This window comes from Lysobacter sp. N42, from assembly GCF_004344885.1.
In genome coordinates this window covers 48,849-67,044 of the sequence record NZ_SKFB01000004.1, presented here as the reverse complement: position 1 = coordinate 67,044, position 18,196 = coordinate 48,849, and the positions used below count along the sequence as shown (strand labels likewise).

Genomic DNA, 18,196 nt, shown 5'->3' with positions numbered 1-18,196 from the left:
CTCCTTGGTTAACATTCCCAGCCATGCTCCCTTTCCAAGAGCTGAGATTCATTCACCAGAAAGCGATTGCCTTAAGACATACGGTTTCTGGTATGATCTTGCCGCACACTCGGTTTCACTGCTCCCAAACGGCGGATATGCAACACATGAACGACCAAAACTCAGAACACTACGACGTACTCGTTATCGGAGCTGGTGCCGCAGGCCTCATGTGTGCCATTGAAGCTGGTAAGCGTGGTAAACGCGTTCTTGTTGTCGACCACGCTAAACAAGCCGGCAAAAAAATTCTGATTTCAGGTGGTGGCCGCTGTAATTTTACGAACATGTACGCCAGCCCTGAAAACTACATCTCGAACAACCCGCACTTCTGTAAGTCTGCGCTTAGCCGGTACACCCAGTGGGACTTCATCGGCATGGTCGATAAACATCAAATTCCCTGGCACGAAAAAACTCTCGGACAGCTTTTCTGCGATAACAGCGCTAAAGATGTTGTTCAAATGTTACTTGCAGAGTGTAGTAGTGCAAACGTCGTTGTGCAATTAAGAACCAATGTAATTGGTGTCAAATATAGTAACGAATTGTTTCAGGTCGAAACCGACCGCACATATATCAAATGTGATAGGCTAGTCGTGGCTTGCGGCGGACTTTCCATGCCCAAACTTTGCGCAACGCCTTTCGGTTTCCAACTTGCCGAACAATTTGGCCACAGCATTCAGCCCACGCGAGCAGGCTTGGTTCCATTCACGTTACACGACCAAGACAAAGAACAGTTCGCAGAAATATCGGGCCTGTCGGTAGACACAGTGGCGGAAAATGACCGCACCGCATTTAAAGAAGCCATGCTATTTACGCACAGAGGACTCAGTGGACCTTCTGTTTTGCAAATATCGTCCTACTGGCAACCCGGCGAAGCTGTGCGTTTTAACTTACTACCCGAGCTCGACATTGCCGAAGAACTCGCAAGCAAACGCAAATCCAATCCCAAACTAGGTTTGCACACACTGCTTCAACAGTGGTTCCCCAAACGTCTGGGGCAGATGCTCGCCGAGCGCCACAAGTGGCCCAATAAAAACCTAGCCGATCTCAACAAAACGGAAATTGAGTCTATTTGCCAAACCTTAAGTCAGTGGCAAATTAAACCGAATGGCACCGAAGGTTACCGCACCGCGGAAGTGACCATCGGCGGCGTGAACGTAGACGAAGTCAGCTCCAAAACCATGGAAAGCAAACTTCAACCCGGTCTATATTTCGTCGGTGAAGTCCTCGACGTCACCGGCTGGCTCGGGGGCTACAACTTCCAGTGGGCGTGGAGTTCTGGCTGGGTTGCTGGGCAGAGTGTTTAGAAACATCTTAAATGTTTCTTACTGACGTAATTTACACTTTGATAGTGAATTGCTGAATATTGTTGACGAACAGAATAGGTATCACTAGTATTGTATTCAACACGCCCGCCAAGCCTCTTAATAATGCTCAAATTGCGCGGGCTTTTTTATGCCTGATTTTTACACTACGAATGAGAAGGCATAATGAGTCAATTCAACAAACCTGCTGTTACTGTTCAAGACCAAATCAGCATTCTTCAAAGCCGCGGCTTAACCATTAAAAACCCTGAACGTGCGGAAAAGTACATAGAGGTAATCAGCTATTTTCGCCTTAGTGCATATATGCGTCCTTTTCATAAAACTCTAAATAAGCAATCGGTTGAACATCAATTCAAGGATGGAACTGAATTCAAGCAAATAGTTGGGTTGTACTCTTTTGATAGGGAATTACGGCTGCTTATCATGGATGCTATAGAGAGGTTTGAAGTTGCAGTTCGAGCCACCCTAAATAATACGATGGCTACTAAATATCAAAATGACGATTTATGTAGCGGCTCTCATTGGTACTTAAATGAGTCATTATTTAAATCGTCCTATCAACATAAGCGACTGCTAAAAGAAATCGAAGACAAGCAAACTAAAGAATTTAGTGACCTCCAAAGAGACATAAATAAGATTGAACGAAGCTCCGTTGAAGATGAGATTAAAAGTCAGCGAATTGAAAGAAGAGTTCGAGAAAATTACGCTCGCTTCTATCAACATTCATACGATTCTCCAAAACTTATGCCTGGCTGGGCGATGGTCGAAGAATTAACACTTGGCAGCATATCTCACCTTTATCGAGGTTTAGCAAAAGACATCGACCGTAAAGTAATCGCCAGAAGATTTTGCTTGCCTCAAGAGGTTCTAGAAAGCTGGTTACACACACTAAATTTTGTGAGGAATTGTTGCGCACACCACAGCAGGCTTTGGAATAGAGAATTATCGGTTCAGCCTAAAATTCCAAATGGAGGTATATGGCAGTTGCCCGAAAGACTAGAGCCTAGCCAAATACAGCCTAGGCGTCGAATCTTTATGGTGTTACTTATGTTAGCTCATCTCATGAGACAAGTTAGTCCAGAAAGCCAGTGGCACAATAAAATAAAAGCATTAGTCACTCTTCATCCTGAAATTCCTAAATTTCCAATGGGCTTCCCTAATAATTGGATGGATCATGATTTTTTCAGTAGCTAAGGACCTTGAGGCATTTAAAGTTAACCTTGGTGAAGTGCTCGACGTTACCGGTTGGCTGGGCGGCTACAACTTCCACTGGGCGTGGAGTTCTGGCTGGGTTGCTGGGCAGAGCGTTTAGATACAACTTAAGTGTTGTTTATTGACGTGACTTACTTTTACTTGGCATAAATATAAAAAGCCTCCTCTGTGGCTGGCTTGTATACCGTTACCCCCTCAAACCTGTCCTCATTCTGAAAAATTTGAAGGCTATTAATTAAGGAATCCACAGAATAAGCAACTTTGAATCCATCGTAAAAACAAGAAGAATATTCAAACTCGCTGCTTTGAGTTGATTTTGGAATTTCGACAGCATGGAGTCCCGTAAACATGCTTGGGGAATCTATCTCCAAACTTGTGCTCATGTTGCTGTCCCAAGTTTCAAGGCAGTTTGCTTGTTCCGAAGATGCGAGTACAAAAGAATGCTTGCTCCAGTTTTCCTTCATCACGTGGACAGCTAATACAACATTCAAAAGTATTGATAGACTCAACAAAAGCCTCATTATTGTCTCCTGCTTACTTCCAAAAAGGGCTAACATCACTTATTTTTTCAACACTGCTATCTTACAAAGCGCGGATTTCAGCTATGTATAGCCGCTCCCTAATCTCATCAACTTGAGGACCGTCCACTTGCGTCCAATGGATTTCTATACGGTCAAAATCAGTTGAAACAAAGTATCTGATACCAACTTCGTCAAAAGCCTCTTCAAACCGAGCTCTTTGCGTATCATCTCGTAAAATTAGACTTTCAAAATAATTAGAATCCAGATTGTCACCGAATTTTACTTGCCTTTGTATAGAGAGCACTTCTGCCATATCTTCTGCGTTATATACTATGTAACTGTTATCACCTCGATTTAATGTTGTAAACGCAATGCCTCGTGAGCGCATAATCTCTATAATTTGCTCTTTCTCAACTGCAGTGTTACCGAAAGGAAGGTTTGCTCTTACGCCCGCGGGCAGTTCAGCATCGTTGCAACCTACAGATACAAATATAATGAGCAACAGTATTTTTAAACGCCCAAGAGTTCTTAAGCACTCTACCGAGAGCATGATGTTCCACCGAGCACGCTTGGGCACTACTCTGGTTACTATCAATTTACTCAAACTCTGGCTGGGGTTCTTCAGGAAATGGATCATCTAATCCTTCAATCTCAGAGCGAAACGTGTAAGTCACATCAACCAAGCAACCTAAAGGCCTCTCCCTTAAAAAAACGCTCAAGTAATTTGGGCACTCATTAGTTGGGTAAAAGGTTCCATTTACGCCGACATAGCGGTAATGCAAACCCTCTATAGATGCCACAGCTTCCCCACAAAATCTCAACATCTCATAAACACGAATTGCCGTCATCGTGTCCTTGTCATGCATCAGTGCGCCGCAAAAGCTTCTACTATTTGTATCACCTGACAAGTACTCAAGGTCAACTCTGAGGTACCCGATAACCTGAATCTCTTTTCCTTTATATGCGTCTGGGTTAGTAACTAAATTAAAAAACGAGACCGTCTCCCGATCTGCGGGATAACCGCCCACGGAAAAGATTGAAATTACGAACGCCATAAATATTCTGGACTTCATTAACAGCCTCTCAAGCTTTTTAAATTATATAGATGTTCACGTGTCGAAGATGTAGCGGCAGACTAAAACCGAACATCATATTAGATGGTTATGTCCAAACAATCTCAGGTTTTGTTGCAACGACTATCAAATGGTTAACCTTTCTTCCCCCTAATTTGAGAAGAGTCGACGTAGCATTATAAGACGAGGTTCACGTTACCGACGCGCAACTCGGTTATAGTCTCACAACTCATGTTCTCTAATTTATGATCGAATTTAAAAAAGTGTCCTGCCTTTACTTCAAAAGCATTAATCGTTGATATGGTCCCGTTATTGACAACTTGTACTTCAACGCTCCTATTAAGAAGAGCTTCCGGGGTTTGACCCATATAAAATAATTCGGTTCTACAAGATGCTGAGTAAACTTCAATTGCCTCAGCTTCTACATATCCAAGCTTGGGGGTGTATGAATCTATTTCTCTAAGCTCTCCATCAATTTCTTCGAAATACATCGTCAATCGAATTTCCCCTGAGAAGTCACAATGTTCTAGTTCAAACTCGGAAAAATAACGCAATCCATCCGAATCCTTTTCGATTTCAAAAAAGGACGACTGATCTGAGCAACCCTCCAGCTCGAAAAAAGCGCGTTTATCTCCTGCACCTAAATATAGATGAGAGACCTGTAGAACCATTCCATTCGACGGTATATCTATGATTGAATACCAATTCACACCTAGCGCTGTACTTCCGTGCGCAAAGGATGAGAAAAACAATCCACACACGGCAAGAAATATGCCCTTAATAATCATCTTGAGGTCTGCTGATTGAAATAGCATTCACGCCTACCAAACATTCACTGATAAGAGACACTTGAAATTTTAATATCGTGAAAATTGAATTTATCTCCATCCCATACGAACATAAGCTCTCTGAACGCCTGGCTATACAATGCATTGTCGAAATCGTTTGCTCCTGAGAGTTCTATCAATGGCTCTAAACTAGGTGAGCCTAAAAAATATATTTGAAAACTAGGGGACATGCTTACACCACAGCTCAAAAAAGCACGATAGTTATTGCTTCGCTCTCCAAATGACCCAGCTTCACCGCGTGTAAAAATTACCCCCATAACCTCCGGAGAGAAATGAACATAAACCCTATCAACTTCTTCACTAAGGCCAGATTCAAAAAGCTCAGAGTATTCTTTCAAACACAAATGAACAGCCTCTAGTGAATCACTCACAATCTCATCGTTTGAAAAATACTCTTCTCCGCACACTGAAAAACAGATTAGTATCATTGAACAAAAACCAAGAGTTCTCATTATGTTACTCCCAAATAGTGCACAGTCTTCTTATTAGTTAAAGTTCTCTCACCCGCCGAAGAGTCTCAATCTGAGGATGAGTGGAATTAAACAATCCGTCATTCACAAAAGAACTAATCGTTTGGCTTAAATCTTGAAGAGTTTCTCTCACGAATTGGCCCACACACTAGTTCCAAACAGTCACAGCTACAGGTATTTCTCCACCGATCATAGTGAGCTCTATCGACACAACACCGCCGCTATTTGCCATACCTACAAGTGTGTCGCAGTCGACGTTTTCTGCGCACTGAAATTCGTACGGTGGAAGCGAGTAAATGCCATTACCCACAGATACGAATGCGTCATTGGTGAGTGACACATCTTGGTATACATAAGTGGTTCCAATAGGGTCTTGCTCTTGGCGAATAGTTCTTAAAATTTTATATTCGTACGCGGATGAGTCCTCTGGTGGGTTTTTTATTTCAATGACTTCCAGTAGTAATTCATATTCAGTTCCGAACTCATATTCAAAGTCTATGATTGGACTAAACGCCCTAGAAGCACCAGAAGAGTCTGTCACTGCTGGAGAGCAAAGCGTCGCATATTCCCAAGAGTGGTGGCAGAGTTGGGGAGTACTGCTGATTGTTACGGTAATTTGCTCATTGTCGTTAGAGCTTAAATCACAGCCGACCATAAGAAGCAAAAATGTGACGGCAAGAAGAGTGTTTTGTTTAATTCCTTTTACCATGTTCTATTTCCTTTGTATTGCATCAACCACTAAAGCATACATTATCAACAATTGCTTTGGGGTAAAAACTAAACAAAGTAAAAGTATATAAACCTTTCGATTAGGTACTAATACGTATCCCGATGATACCGATGCTCGTCCACAAGGCGTTCGTATTCTGCCTCGCCGAATAGTTTTTGTAAGGCAAGGTCAACTTCTACGCCCATGGAGTGGTGTCGGCCACACACGTAAATATGGCCGTTTTGCTGAATGAACTTTTGAATTTCTTGAGCTTGCTCTGCAATTTTGTCTTGCACGTAGCGGGGTGCGGTTTCGCTTTGGGAAATCGACTGCCGGGAAAATACTTTGTCGAGCTGCTTTAGCGTTCCCTCTTCTAGCCACTGCTGTAATTCGTCGGCTAAAGGTTCGTCTTGCTCTGGGTAACGCTCTCCGTAAATAAGCCAAATTGGGCCATGCTCACCGTTTTGTTTGCGCTGCATAACCTGGCTTCTTACTCCAGCCAGTCCACTACCGGTAGCTATCTTTAATATCGGGCTGTGCATATCTTCAAGGTGGCAAACCTTGTTTTCACGAATGTAGCCATCAACAACATCACCTTCCGTTAACGTAAAGGTAAGCCATTTGGAGCAAACGCCGAATTCACCATTTTCTTGCTTATACTGACGCACAATCAGCTTTAAAACGCCTTCTTCAGGTACCGAAGCGATTGAGTAGGTTCTCATGTGTGGGTCTTGGTAGGCATTGGGAAGCTTAAAGTCGACCAAATCACCGGCTTGCCATACCGCCGTTTTGTCTAACACCTCGAATTCAAGCTCAAATAAACCGTCTGAAGGTCCTTTATTAAGCCGTTGCTGCCTTATTAAACGCAATGAAACCGGTTTGACGTGGTTCGCGGTTCCAATTTCTTCAGCGGTAATTCGGTCATGCAATTCAATGCTTTTAAATTCAGTAGCCCCAGCCTGAAGCATTCGTTGCTGTAACGCATACCCGAATGCACAAAAGTCGGGGTAGGTTTTATCGCCTAACGCCACCACGGAGAATTTTAAGCGTGGGAAATGAACACTCGAACGGCCAAGCTGCTTAAATAGCTTTCGCCCGTTATCGGGTGGTTCGCCGTCTCCATAAGTGCTCACCACGAAAGTGATGTTTTCGAGCGCGCTCATGTGTTCTAACGTCAATTGATCGAAAGCAACAGCTGCACAATCTTGTTGCGCAGCCAGCTTTTTGGCGAGTAATTCAGCGGTTCCCGTTTGGCTAGCAAAAGCAATTAATGATGACTCGCTAGATAGGTCAGCCAGCTTTCCACTTTTCTTGCGCCGTTGCACGTACGCCACACGGGCTGCCCAAACAGCCCATGCAACGGTTAGAAATAAAGCTAAGCTAATGCTTTGAAACTCGCTCATTTCTGGGTTGGCTACTTATAAAGGCAACACTTCAAATGTGCCCGCATAACCACCACTGCGAATGGTTGCAGGCGCAGCTGCTTGGTCGTCTTGGTAGCTAGCTTCCATGAAATACATGCCAGCTTCTGGCCAGGTTACTTCAACCATGCCCTCAGCATTGGAAACCAGTGTTATCTCTTCTTGGCTATTGCGATAGCGCATACCACCGCGCACAACCTCAACTTCCACGCCAGCTGCCGGTTCACCGTCGATAAAAAATTGGAATGTAGCTGTTTCAGTCGCGTACAAGTCGTTCGGATGAGTATGGAAAGCTAGCTCTAAGCCATGCCCTGTTGGTTCAAGCACTTCATAAGTGGGTGCACCTACAGTTGCAAACGACTCAATGCGGCGTGAGCTACGCATAACACGTAATTCGTCAGCATTTTGCGGAACCGCAGTAGCAAATTCAGACTCGTTTGCTTGCTGTCCGCGACCCGGCCACATTTTACGATTACCTTCCTCGTCTCGCCAGAACGCGCGAAGCCCTGCCGAAGCAGACGCAATACGATACGTGCCTTGCTGCGTTAACTCTAAGTCGAACACACTTCGGTATTTGCCTGATGACGAGTTTAACAATTCAAGCGAGGTACCGTTTGGCGCAGTCACTTCAACGCCATTTAAAGACATTGCATGGTGGTCCGCATGAAATAGCGTATTCGAAATTGCCGCATCTACGGTAATAAAAGGGGCGTCACCAGAAAGTACGGTAGCACTCGGCTTTAACCACGCGCGGTGGGCGTCAGCAGGGAACGACAACGCTGTTAAAGAAACTAACGCACCTAGCACGATTTTCGTTTTCAGATTATTCATATCTTGTCTCCGTTTTAATTTCGCTGTTCTTATTCAGATAAATTTAGCGTCGCTAGCCCCAACTCAGAGTTGCCGCGCGCTTGGATAGGAAATTCATTAGTTTCAAGAGGTAGAGAAAAAGTAAGGCTTAACAACTCTCTTCCACCCACTTCTCTTGCGGCTTCAATACGCAACGTATATTCACCTTCGGGCAGGTTTTTAATGGCATCGGTAAGTTCTGTTTGAAGCTGGTGCACTCCAGGTCCACGGGTTGCACCAGAAAGACCGTCTACCGGCAATTCGAGTGCGCGACCACCTCTGCGCCACCATTGGCGCATATCTTTAAGCCACTCTTCTCCTTCTTGATTCGCCATTTCTACGTCGTACCACACCGCAACTTGGGTAGCTTGGCGACGCGAGTTTTCAATCCAAATTCCCACATAGGGCTTGTGATATTCAGCTACATTCAAGCGTGGAATTTCTACATTTAAAGCAAGCTCGGCGGCGCTCGATGAACCCGCAAATAACACAGCAAGCCATACAAATTTGTTCACATACTTCATAAAGTCTCCTAAGAATCCTTCTGGCTACACAAAGAGCAAAATAATGACTACAGGAATAAGCACACCTAGCGTGGTAATCGGCCATGTAGAAGCCCGATGGCTAGACTGCCTAAACAACAAAATTAAACCCGTTACACAAAACACGATGCACACCACAGAAAAGGCATCGATAAAAACTCTCCAGGCCAAACCGGTGTCTCGTCCTTTGTGCAGGTCATTGAAATAAGCCACCCAACCTCGCTTGGTCGACTCATAAATAAATTCAGAGAATTCAGTGTCTATCGCTATCCAAGCGTCGGACCCTGGTTTAGCCAACGCTAAGTAGAACTCAATGCCGTCCCATTCTCCTTTTACACTGGGTATGGAAACATCGAATTCGGTGTCTAGATGTCGTCGCAAATTAGCCGGCAATAGCACTTCGCCCTCGGGTAATTGGCGCAAACTCTCTAGCAAAGGCTCAGGTAGTACACCCTCTACCTCAACAATTTGAGGTTCGCTCGGAATAGCACCAGCGTGATTCAAAGTTATTCCTGTAACCGCAAACAAGAGCATACCCACCAAAGTGATTGCTCCGCTTATCCAGTGCCATTGTCGAACTGTTCCCACACGATTTCTCTTTTCTAAAATCAATAAAAAAGGGGCGCACTTGCACATTTGAACGTGCGCCCCAGCCAGGGTTAGAAGTTAACGGTTAAACCGACCCAGAAGTTACGAGCTTTGTCTTTCACGTTGTAGTCGTCGGTAAACTGCACTTCACTCGTTACACCACGACCGGTTAGGTACTCGTATACACCGTCGTCGTTCAAGTCGACATAATTAGTGGTGTATGAGGTAAAGTCGCGGTCGAGTAAGTTGTTTACACGCAAGTTTAAAGCGGTGCTATCGGTTAACTGATAGCGTACGCCTGCGTTCAACAAGCCGTAGTTTTTGTAGTACAGCTCGCGCTCACCTACCGAGTCATAGCCGCGGTAGCGATCAGAGCGTAGCTCCGCCTGAATGTAAGTGCTAAAGCCTTGGCGAATCTCCCAGTTTAGGAATAGGTTAGCCATGTGCTCTGCGGTATTCGTAAGCGGTAAACCTACTTCCGGACCGCTCATTTGTTCGCTGTCAGTCCAGGTGTAATTACCGCGGAAGTAAAAACCGTCGAAGAATGTGTATTGACCAGCAATTTCAATACCTTGCAAGTCTACTTCGTCGATGTTTATTTTCTGGCTGTAGGTGTCGTAGCCTAACTGGTCATACTCACCTAAATTCACACAAGGACGCACACCACCTGTCGTTTCACAGCTTTGAATAGTGTCCCCGCGTGCTATTTTGTCTTCGAACTGAGTATTGAAATACGTCACATTGAAGTTGTGCTCGCTATACGGCGAAGTCCAGTACAACGCAATTTCAGAGTTCACGCTGGTTTCCGGCTCTAACTCTGGGTTACCCGCAAATGGGCTAGTACCTTGCCCACCAAACCCGGTAATACCGTCGTAAAGGTCTGTAGTTTGTGGCGTTTTATAACCTGTACTCACACCCCCTTTTAAGGTCCAGTTGTCAGCTAGGTGATAAACCGCGTACAGCCTAGGCGAAACATGGCTACCGAACACGTCATGGTCGTCATAACGCACGCCTGCAGTAACCGTGAACGACTCTACCGGAGTCCAATTGTCTTCGATGAAAACAGAGTACATTTGCTGTTCTTGAATGGCTCCTGGAGAACCGTCCTCTAACCCAAACACACCGTCTTTTAGTTCACCATCAATAATCTGGCCGCCAATAACAAACTTGTTGTATCCCCAGTCACCAGAAAACGGAATGTCTAAACGCATGTCTACCGTGTATTGGTTGCTGTCTAGCGGACGATCTGGCCGCGGTAAGAATGTATCTTCTGCTAGAGCTTTACGCTCTTCTTCAGTCATACCTTCGTAGTCACCGGTGCCGTCATACATTTCTTGCAACAACAAACGCTCTGAAACCGACAACGGTAACGTTCGGCCATTGTTTTGCGTGTCTACGTAAGAAAGTGCAATGAAACTTTTACCAAAAGACCATTCGCCATGATGAGCAACCGACCACCATGTGCGGTCGAATGATTGATCAGCCGCATAACCAGCACGCGGATTCACCTGACCACCTCGAGCTTGCCAAAGCGCTTCAATATTGTCTTTAGTGCCAAGAGGATAGGTAATTTCTCCGTTTTCTACGTCGTAACTTGGCGAGTTGTCATAAGTTTGGCTAGACGTGTCGAAGTCGAAAGTGATTCTTTGATTACTTGAGGGAGTCCACGACAGTGTAAGGCCCACGTGCTCGTCTGAGTTATCTACCGTGCGGCCACCGCCGCCAAAACCTAATGAACGGTTATGTACCGTTCCATTTGGGTCTGTTGCGGGCTCGAAAGTAGGACTCGAGGCTTGCTGATCGTATATGCTTCCGCGAATACCAGTACTGAGTACATTTTCAACGAGAGGTCCCATTAAGCTGAAGTCGGTCGTGAAGTCATCACCGAATTCATCGTTCGTTTGAATACTACGGGCAAATGTTACAGCGCCTGCCCATTCATCAGTGTGCTTTTTGGTAATAATATTAACTACACCGCCTAGAGCGTCGGAACCATACAATGTTGAAGCAGGGCCACGAATGACCTCGATACGCTCAATAGCTTCTAAAGGTGGAATATGGTTAAAGGCGTTCCCACCGAAATTGTTTGGGTAAATATCACCATGGTTATTCTGACGGCGGCCGTCGACCAGAATAAGCGTATATTCACCTGTTAAGCCGCGCATGCTAATGCTGCCTTGCCCTGTTTTGTCGCGCGTAGTTCCAATGTCTACGCCTTCTTGGAACTTCACCGCGTCGAGCAACGAGGTAAAAGAAGTTGCTCTTAATTCTTCGGCTGTAATAACTGAAATACTGGCAGGTGCCTCGGTAATTTTTTGCTCAAACCCTGAAGCAGTAACAACAATACGCTCGATTCCGTCAGGTACTTCGTTGTCTGTTTCACTCGCAAAAGCCGGCGTAGTTAAAGCGCTAGCCACTACTAATGCAACCATGTTCGGTGCAAAGTTCTTCATTTTTATCCCCTTAAAAGTGCTTGTGCCTGCCACAGAAATCACATTGCGCGAAGATGATAACTATTCTCATTTAGCGCTGTCAATGAAAATGAGAATGGTTCTTATTTGTGTAGTAAGGGTATAGTTTGGTTTCGTCGTTGCGTTATAGAAAGTAAGTCGCCCCATAAAAGGGGCGATAAAAATAAGCAGATAGTGAAAGGAAGCTAATTAGAGAGTGCTGAGCAACATGCTAAGCCCGGAGACGATGAGCAAAAGGTAGATAACTTTTCGAAAACCGGTGTCGGAAACCTTGTCGTGCAAATAGCTACCAGCCCAAACCGCAAGCGCTAGCACCGGAATATACGCGAGAATAACGGGCAAAACTGGCTGCACTTTTTGTTGTGCAAGCATAATGATGGTGTAACTCACATTTAAACCGAACCACACACTCACCAAGGTTGCGCGAAATTGAGCTTTGGGTATGCCCTTTGTATTCAATGCATACACGAGTAAAGGTCCGCCAGAAGCAAAAAGTCCGTGCGTTATTCCTGCAAAAAACGTCCAGATTGGCTGCCACCAAGAAGGTTTAGGCTTCACCGCAATGCCGCGATATATTTTATAAAGCTCGCGTCCTGCGAACCATAGAATCAATATGGCGAACATCGCTTTTAATGCGTCGGCTTGTAGGTAATTCACCAATACAATGCCTACCACCATACCTATGCCCATTGCGGGTAGTATTGTTTTAAGTAGCAGAGCGAAGTGTATGTCGCGGTAATGTTTAATTATAAGCGTACTGGTCATCACCACACTAAGCGGAACCAAGATTGTAAGCAGCTGCGGAATAGGGAATAGGGTACTTCCGAGCGCAAGCGCAATAACAATACTGCCAAATCCGGTCATCGACTCTGACGTAAAAGCTACCCAAATAAATAAACCTAACAGCACCCAGGTCCATTGAATATCAATCGCCACGAATAATGTCCTCGTTAAATTTCTTCCAAGTAATTCGGCGGTACAAAGCAGGCAGTAAATGCCAAATATAGTAACCCAACCTTGCTGTGAATTGGTGCCCCCAAACTCTGGGTTTACGCTTTAAGCTACTCACTACAATATGCTTAGCCATGTCGTCTGCGGACCCTACGCTTCCCACAGTAGAACGTTGAGTTTGCGCGTGCAGGCCGTCGGTACCCAATGCGTGCTTGGCAATTCCGGTGTCCAAGAAGCTGGGGAAGCATAAAGTAACGTCGATGCCTTTGCGTTTTAGTTCTGGCCGCCAAGTTTCAAAGTGCTGATTCACCGCCGCTTTCGATGCGCAGTATGCAGCACGCCCAGGTAGGGGCAACCAGCCAGCCATACTACCAATGACCGTAACAACGCCTTGTCCGTCTTGCAGCGCAGGAAGTAATCCGCGGGTTAACTGCACCGCCGCACGCCAGTTCAGCGCCATAACACGGTCAAAAACTTCCTGATCAGTGTAGTTTGCCGAGCTACGATGGGTAATGCCTGCATTGTTGATCAGTAAATGAATCGGCTCTTGCGTTAAACTTAAACCTGACAAAAAGCTTTGAATGTCCTCGTCGTCAGTTAAGTCTAAGTCGTAGGTTTCGGTGCGACCTTGGCCTATAGCCTCAAGCTCACTTTTGGCAGACTTAAGCTTTTCTCCGTCGATGTCTAATAACATCAAATGCCAGTTCTGCTTGGCGAGTTGCTTTGCCATGGCTAATCCAAGCCCTTGTGCACCGCCTGTGATCACCGCTGTTTTATTCATATCGGGAACCTTTAAAAAAGACTACACGCCAAAGCGTTATGATTTCTGATGTTTGAGGAAGTATTTAAACACTTCCACGCTAGACTTCTCGGGTTGGTAACCAAATTCGCTTTTTAGGCGTGCATTGTCCAAAACCGGTCGAAACTGTAGAAACAACAAATGGTTAGGTCCAGCTTGAGATAACCCCAAACTATGCGTTACCCATAGCACCGAGCGTACCAATCCTGCAGGTAGCTGCCTTAATGGCTTGCGCATAATTCCCGCGAGTTCCTTGACCGTCACCGCACCGTCGCCTGCTACGTTATAAATTCCTGTAATGCTTTCGCTCACTCCACGAGTCAGAATTTCTATGAGATCTTTGTCCCAAATAAAGACAAATGGCGAGTCGTAACCGCGTATCGCCAATACCGACTTACGCGCGAACAACTGAGTAATCATGTTTTTAGTCGTGTCGCCCAAAACTGTGCCGGGACGCAAAATAAGCTGTTGTAGCGTAGGGTGACCTTCGCGATATTGCGCAAGCATTTCTTCCACAATACGTTTGTGGCGACTATATGAAAAAGCGTCATTACCTCGAAGCGTGTCGGTTTCTTTCAACCAAGCGGGGTTGTCGGCATGATACCCGTATGCTGCGCCGCTGCTAGTAACCGTAAGGTGCTTCACCCCTGCAAATAAACAGCCTTCAACCACATTGCGCGTGCCATTGACGTCGATGTCGTATTCCAACTCTTCGTTTGCTCCGGGGCTAACAATAGACGCCAAATGCACAACATGCGTGGTTCCAAATTCACGTAGCCGCTCTCCAAGGTTAGGGTCGCGAATATCCATTTTTTCGATGTCGAAACCCATTTCACTTGCGGGTTTACTTACAATGTCCAAACCCAACACGTTAACACCGAGATGAATTAATTTTTTCGCTAACTGCGAGCCTATATATCCGGCAGCTCCAGTGATCACTACGCGCATTACTTTTAGTCCTTGTTCGTTATTGCAGTGGCTTCAGGTGGTCGACGCGACCAGAATGTTGAAAGGCTAATACCACTCACTAAGTGCCAAATTCCCCAAAATGCAGCAATTAAAATTGCAGCGCCTTGATTCGCCATAAAGGTAAATAAAATAACTAAGCCTAAGCCTGAGTTTTGAATACCCACCTCTAGCGTTACCGCACGCACATCAGCTTCGGGCTGGCGAGTTAGCTTGGCCATGCCATACCCCAACGACAAAGCCAAAGCATTGTGAAGAAGCACATAACCTGCGAAGGCAGCATAATGTTCAAGGAATAAAGAGAAGTTGGTTTTGAATGCAATAGCGACAAAGACCAAGAAAATACCTAACGCTGTCCAACGAAAAGGAGTTTCAATTCTAGGAAGAAGATTAGGAAATCGGTTACCTACCGTCATGCCAAGTAGTAATGGAATACCGAGCACAAGAACCACCAATACCACAACCTGTATTGGATCTAGAGCAATGCTGTCAACAATGTTTGCGGTAGGCTCGTAGGCATTGGCATAAAACAGAAAGTTGAGCGGAGTAAGCAATAATGACGCGGCACTAGAAACGGCAGTCATCGACACCGAAGTAGCTACATTGCCTCGAGCAAGAAAGGTCATTACGTTTGAAAAACTTCCGCCCGGACACGCCGAAACCAGCATCATACCCAAAGCCAATCCCGGCTCGGGTTGCAGCCAAACGATTAAACCAAAGGTAGCAGCTGGCAATATGAAGAATTGCGTTATAAGCCCAGTTACTGGGGCTTTCGGCGACTTTAAAATAGCTTTGAAGTCGCTTACTTTTAGCCCTAGTGACACGCCGAACATCATTAAAGCCATGGTGATGTTCAAAATAACTAAACTGCTTGGATTAAATTCAATAGTGACCTGATCAAGCATTTGTATTGCTGTCCTTGAGATTCAAATGATTCTCCAGTTTAGCAATATGGTCACTTAAAAGACCCAAATAAGTTTCCTTGTGCACGTAATACGACATGCGGTCTAGTTTTAAATACTTCATACCACCGCTTAAGTCAGTGTTGTTTTCCTCAATACGATGCTCTATTGCAGACGGAACGCCTAAGCCCTGCTGAGCTTTCAGGTAGAGAGCAACCATTTTTGCTTGGTCGGCGCGGCCCTGCCAGCCTAATCCAGTGGCTTCGACCATGCCTAACATGCAAACATTTGGTTCGTTTGGATTAAACACATTAAGGTACAAATGCGGTGCTGAGGTTTGCCAATTTAAGTATTTTTGATCGATGAATGGAAACTTCAGCTTATAACCCGTAGCAAATACGATTTTGTCGAACTCGGCTTCTTTCCCGTCGTGAAACTTCACTAGTTTATCTTGCGTGTCGGTAATCGAGCCCATGGGTGAAATATCGCCATGACCTAGATGATGCAAAATCAAAGAGTTCATAACCGGGTGAGACTCATACAAGCGATAGTCAGGCTCTGGCAAACCGTATTGGCTTGGCTTACCCACCAGCGCCCTTACAATTAAGCTGTCTACCCAGCGTTTAAGCTTTCCAGGTAACTTGAGTTTACCCCCAAGCGTGTCAATTGCCTTACCGAGTACAAACTTAGGCAAAAAGTAGTACCCGCGGCGCACACTCAAACCCACTGACTTCGCGTGATGAACGGCATCTACTGCAATGTCACAGCCGCTATTGCCACAACCCACGATAAGTACGCGTTGGTCTTTAAAGCTTTCTGCCTTTTTATAGTCGCCAGAGTGAATAACTTCACCCGTAAAATTACCTGGAACTTTCGGCATATTCGGGTAGTGCAATGTTCCCGTGGCAATAAGTACGCCCTGAGCATCAAATACCTGAGTATCACCAGTTTGCGTGTTCTCCCAGGTTATCTTCCAATAGTCGCTCTCAACTTTCTCGATTCCAAGAACTTTAGCGTTGTATTGGTATTGCTCGTCTAGGTTAAAATGCTTTGCGTAAGCCTTAAAATAAGCGCCAACATCCCTATGGCTAGGGTAGGTGGCAACCGAATCCGGCATTGGAAACTCTTTCAGCTCGGTCATAGTTTTCGAACTAATCAAATGAGCACTTTCGTACATGGTGCTATGTGGGTTTTCTATATCCCATAACCCACCGGCACCAGAGTGAAGCTCAAACCCTTGAAAAGGCACGCCGTAACGCGCTAGCTCTCGCGCCATAACAAGCCCCATTGGGCCTGCACCAATTACCGCATAAGGTCTTGTTTGGCTCTCGCTCATCGCTACTTCCTTTTCAGTTGTTCAAATATCAAGTAATAGACCGCTCATCTTAATTCAAAAATTCATCAACACACGGTTAAACCGTGCAATTATCGTTAATTCGTGTCACATTATGGCACGAATTATCTAAATCAAATCATTATGGCTGAAGTTTCATATTCATATCAGCGCACGGTTTTACTTGCAGCGCACCAATCAAAAGTTATTCAAAGCAATAACTTAGCTTGGCGTGAGCAGTTCGAAAGGCAAAATAGTCGAGTCAGCCTAACCGAGCAAGATGAGCTTTGGGCGAAAATAGAACGCTCTCCTTATGCTCATCAATTTTTACCCACACTGACCGAAGTTATTGACCCGCTGAAGTTGGACGTCCTCGGGTATGCAGCAGCAAGTTGCTCCACTTTGGGCGAAGCCATTAGTTTGTTTCAGCGCTACTACGCTTTAATTGGTGACGGGGGCGACCTATTCGTTATGCATACGGGTTCGCTACTCGCGCTTGAGTACGTACCGCGTTATCAAGTAACACGCCAACTTAGAATTGAAGCTGTACTGGTATGTATTATGGAGCTTTCCAAGCAGCTCACGGGGGACCGTGTTAGCGACATGGTGGTTGGCTTACCGAATAAACCGAGTGCGTCATTTACCACGTTAATGAAAAAGTATACGAAGCAGCCTTTAGTGCAATGCACAACGCCTTGCATTCGTTTTCCAAAGCAATCCCTAACCTTGCCCGTGGTAACAGCGAATAAGCGCCTACTCCCTATGTTAACCAACGACTTAGAGCAACAACATAGAGCTTTGCAGGGCGTTTCTTTGGAGCAAAAATTGAGTAATTGGTTGGTTGAAGAACCAGAGCTTTCGCGCGTGCAAGTTGCTACTCGCTTGCGTTGTTCAGAACGCTCCCTGATTCGTAACTTAAAACAAGAGGGTGCGTCTTTTAAACAAATACGCAACTTAGCGCGCCAGCAAGTTGCTCGGAAACTAATACAAACTGCGCTTCCTTTGGACGAAATTGCCCACAAACTTGGTTATTCCGACGCCAGTGCATTCATTAAAGCTTACAAAAGATGGTTTGGTGAAACACCACGGAAAAGAGGATAATAATGGAAGTTCCAAAGCCACACATCCTTGTGCGCTTTGGTATTGAAAGTGTTCTCGTTATGTATTGCCCTCTCAATAC

The 18,196-nt window shown here is 45.3% G+C and carries 19 protein-coding genes and 1 pseudogene; 4 read left to right on the top strand and 16 right to left on the bottom strand.

What is annotated here, in order from left to right; all coding sequences use genetic code 11:
* Positions 1 to 146: 146 nt before the first annotated feature.
* The 3 genes and pseudogenes from EYQ95_RS09665 to EYQ95_RS09655 form a co-directional block, all read left to right on the top strand.
* The gene (locus tag EYQ95_RS09665) at positions 147 to 1,343 is read left to right on the top strand and encodes an NAD(P)/FAD-dependent oxidoreductase (protein ID WP_111916006.1); all 1,197 of its coding nucleotides are present in this window, start codon (positions 147 to 149) and stop codon (positions 1,341 to 1,343) included.
* Between the two features lie 183 nt (positions 1,344 to 1,526).
* Positions 1,527 to 2,555 (top strand): Abi family protein, encoded by a 1,029-nt coding sequence (locus EYQ95_RS09660; protein WP_111915943.1) that lies wholly within the window; start codon positions 1,527 to 1,529, stop codon positions 2,553 to 2,555.
* 25 nt (positions 2,556 to 2,580) lie between these two features.
* Positions 2,581 to 2,673: pseudogene (locus EYQ95_RS09655) on the top strand (NAD(P)/FAD-dependent oxidoreductase); the annotation flags it as partial.
* Between the two features lie 37 nt (positions 2,674 to 2,710).
* On the opposite strand, the gene EYQ95_RS09650 reads toward EYQ95_RS09655, so the two are convergent.
* From EYQ95_RS09650 to EYQ95_RS09575, 16 genes are all read right to left on the bottom strand, one after another.
* Positions 2,711 to 3,094, bottom strand: coding sequence for a hypothetical protein (locus EYQ95_RS09650; RefSeq protein ID WP_111915944.1), 384 nt, complete (start codon positions 3,092 to 3,094; stop codon positions 2,711 to 2,713).
* Positions 3,095 to 3,155: 61 nt separating this feature from the next.
* Positions 3,156 to 3,644 (bottom strand): hypothetical protein, encoded by a 489-nt coding sequence (locus EYQ95_RS09645; RefSeq protein WP_111915945.1) that lies wholly within the window; start codon positions 3,642 to 3,644, stop codon positions 3,156 to 3,158.
* A 46-nt stretch (positions 3,645 to 3,690) separates the two neighbouring features.
* Positions 3,691 to 4,149: a hypothetical protein gene (locus EYQ95_RS09640; protein ID WP_132327481.1), complete on the bottom strand. Its 459-nt coding sequence runs from the start codon at positions 4,147 to 4,149 to the stop codon at positions 3,691 to 3,693.
* 194 nt (positions 4,150 to 4,343) lie between these two features.
* Entirely contained in the window at positions 4,344 to 4,982 is a 639-nt protein-coding gene (locus EYQ95_RS09635) for a hypothetical protein (RefSeq protein WP_111915947.1), read from the bottom strand.
* A gap of 17 nt (positions 4,983 to 4,999) precedes the next feature.
* The gene (locus tag EYQ95_RS09630; protein ID WP_111915948.1) at positions 5,000 to 5,467 is read right to left on the bottom strand and encodes a hypothetical protein; all 468 of its coding nucleotides are present in this window, start codon (positions 5,465 to 5,467) and stop codon (positions 5,000 to 5,002) included.
* Between the two features lie 166 nt (positions 5,468 to 5,633).
* Positions 5,634 to 6,194 carry a DUF4377 domain-containing protein gene (locus EYQ95_RS09625; protein ID WP_111915949.1) on the bottom strand — a complete coding sequence of 187 codons (561 nt, stop codon included), beginning with the start codon at positions 6,192 to 6,194 and terminating at the stop codon, positions 5,634 to 5,636.
* Positions 6,195 to 6,301: 107 nt separating this feature from the next.
* Entirely contained in the window at positions 6,302 to 7,597 is a 1,296-nt protein-coding gene (locus EYQ95_RS09620) for an NADPH cytochrome P450 oxidoreductase family protein (RefSeq protein ID WP_111915950.1), read from the bottom strand.
* A 15-nt stretch (positions 7,598 to 7,612) separates the two neighbouring features.
* Entirely contained in the window at positions 7,613 to 8,437 is an 825-nt protein-coding gene (locus EYQ95_RS09615; RefSeq protein ID WP_207916366.1) for a DUF4198 domain-containing protein, read from the bottom strand.
* A gap of 38 nt (positions 8,438 to 8,475) precedes the next feature.
* Complete coding sequence (locus tag EYQ95_RS09610; RefSeq protein ID WP_111915952.1) at positions 8,476 to 8,988, bottom strand: DUF2271 domain-containing protein; 513 nt, start codon at positions 8,986 to 8,988, stop codon at positions 8,476 to 8,478.
* Between the two features lie 24 nt (positions 8,989 to 9,012).
* The gene (locus EYQ95_RS09605; protein ID WP_207916323.1) at positions 9,013 to 9,594 is read right to left on the bottom strand and encodes a PepSY-associated TM helix domain-containing protein; all 582 of its coding nucleotides are present in this window, start codon (positions 9,592 to 9,594) and stop codon (positions 9,013 to 9,015) included.
* Between the two features lie 71 nt (positions 9,595 to 9,665).
* Positions 9,666 to 12,047: a TonB-dependent receptor domain-containing protein gene (locus EYQ95_RS09600; RefSeq protein ID WP_111915954.1), complete on the bottom strand. Its 2,382-nt coding sequence runs from the start codon at positions 12,045 to 12,047 to the stop codon at positions 9,666 to 9,668.
* Between the two features lie 207 nt (positions 12,048 to 12,254).
* Positions 12,255 to 13,001 carry a sulfite exporter TauE/SafE family protein gene (locus tag EYQ95_RS09595; protein WP_207801106.1) on the bottom strand — a complete coding sequence of 249 codons (747 nt, stop codon included), beginning with the start codon at positions 12,999 to 13,001 and terminating at the stop codon, positions 12,255 to 12,257.
* The gene (locus EYQ95_RS09590) at positions 12,991 to 13,797 is read right to left on the bottom strand and encodes an SDR family oxidoreductase (RefSeq protein ID WP_111915955.1); all 807 of its coding nucleotides are present in this window, start codon (positions 13,795 to 13,797) and stop codon (positions 12,991 to 12,993) included. Before EYQ95_RS09590 ends, EYQ95_RS09595 begins: the two co-directional genes overlap by 11 nt.
* Before the next feature lie 36 nt (positions 13,798 to 13,833).
* Complete coding sequence (locus EYQ95_RS09585) at positions 13,834 to 14,763, bottom strand: SDR family oxidoreductase (RefSeq protein WP_111915956.1); 930 nt, start codon at positions 14,761 to 14,763, stop codon at positions 13,834 to 13,836.
* 5 nt (positions 14,764 to 14,768) lie between these two features.
* Entirely contained in the window at positions 14,769 to 15,686 is a 918-nt protein-coding gene (locus tag EYQ95_RS09580) for a bile acid:sodium symporter family protein (RefSeq protein WP_111915957.1), read from the bottom strand.
* Positions 15,679 to 17,019 (bottom strand): NAD(P)/FAD-dependent oxidoreductase, encoded by a 1,341-nt coding sequence (locus tag EYQ95_RS09575; RefSeq protein WP_111915958.1) that lies wholly within the window; start codon positions 17,017 to 17,019, stop codon positions 15,679 to 15,681. The genes EYQ95_RS09580 and EYQ95_RS09575 overlap by 8 nt, the downstream gene beginning before the upstream one ends.
* Positions 17,020 to 17,160: 141 nt before the next feature.
* Here EYQ95_RS09575 and EYQ95_RS09570 point away from each other — a divergent pair, with 141 nt between their 5' ends.
* Positions 17,161 to 18,117 carry an AraC family transcriptional regulator gene (locus EYQ95_RS09570; RefSeq protein ID WP_111915959.1) on the top strand — a complete coding sequence of 319 codons (957 nt, stop codon included), beginning with the start codon at positions 17,161 to 17,163 and terminating at the stop codon, positions 18,115 to 18,117.
* Positions 18,118 to 18,196 lie beyond the last annotated feature (79 nt).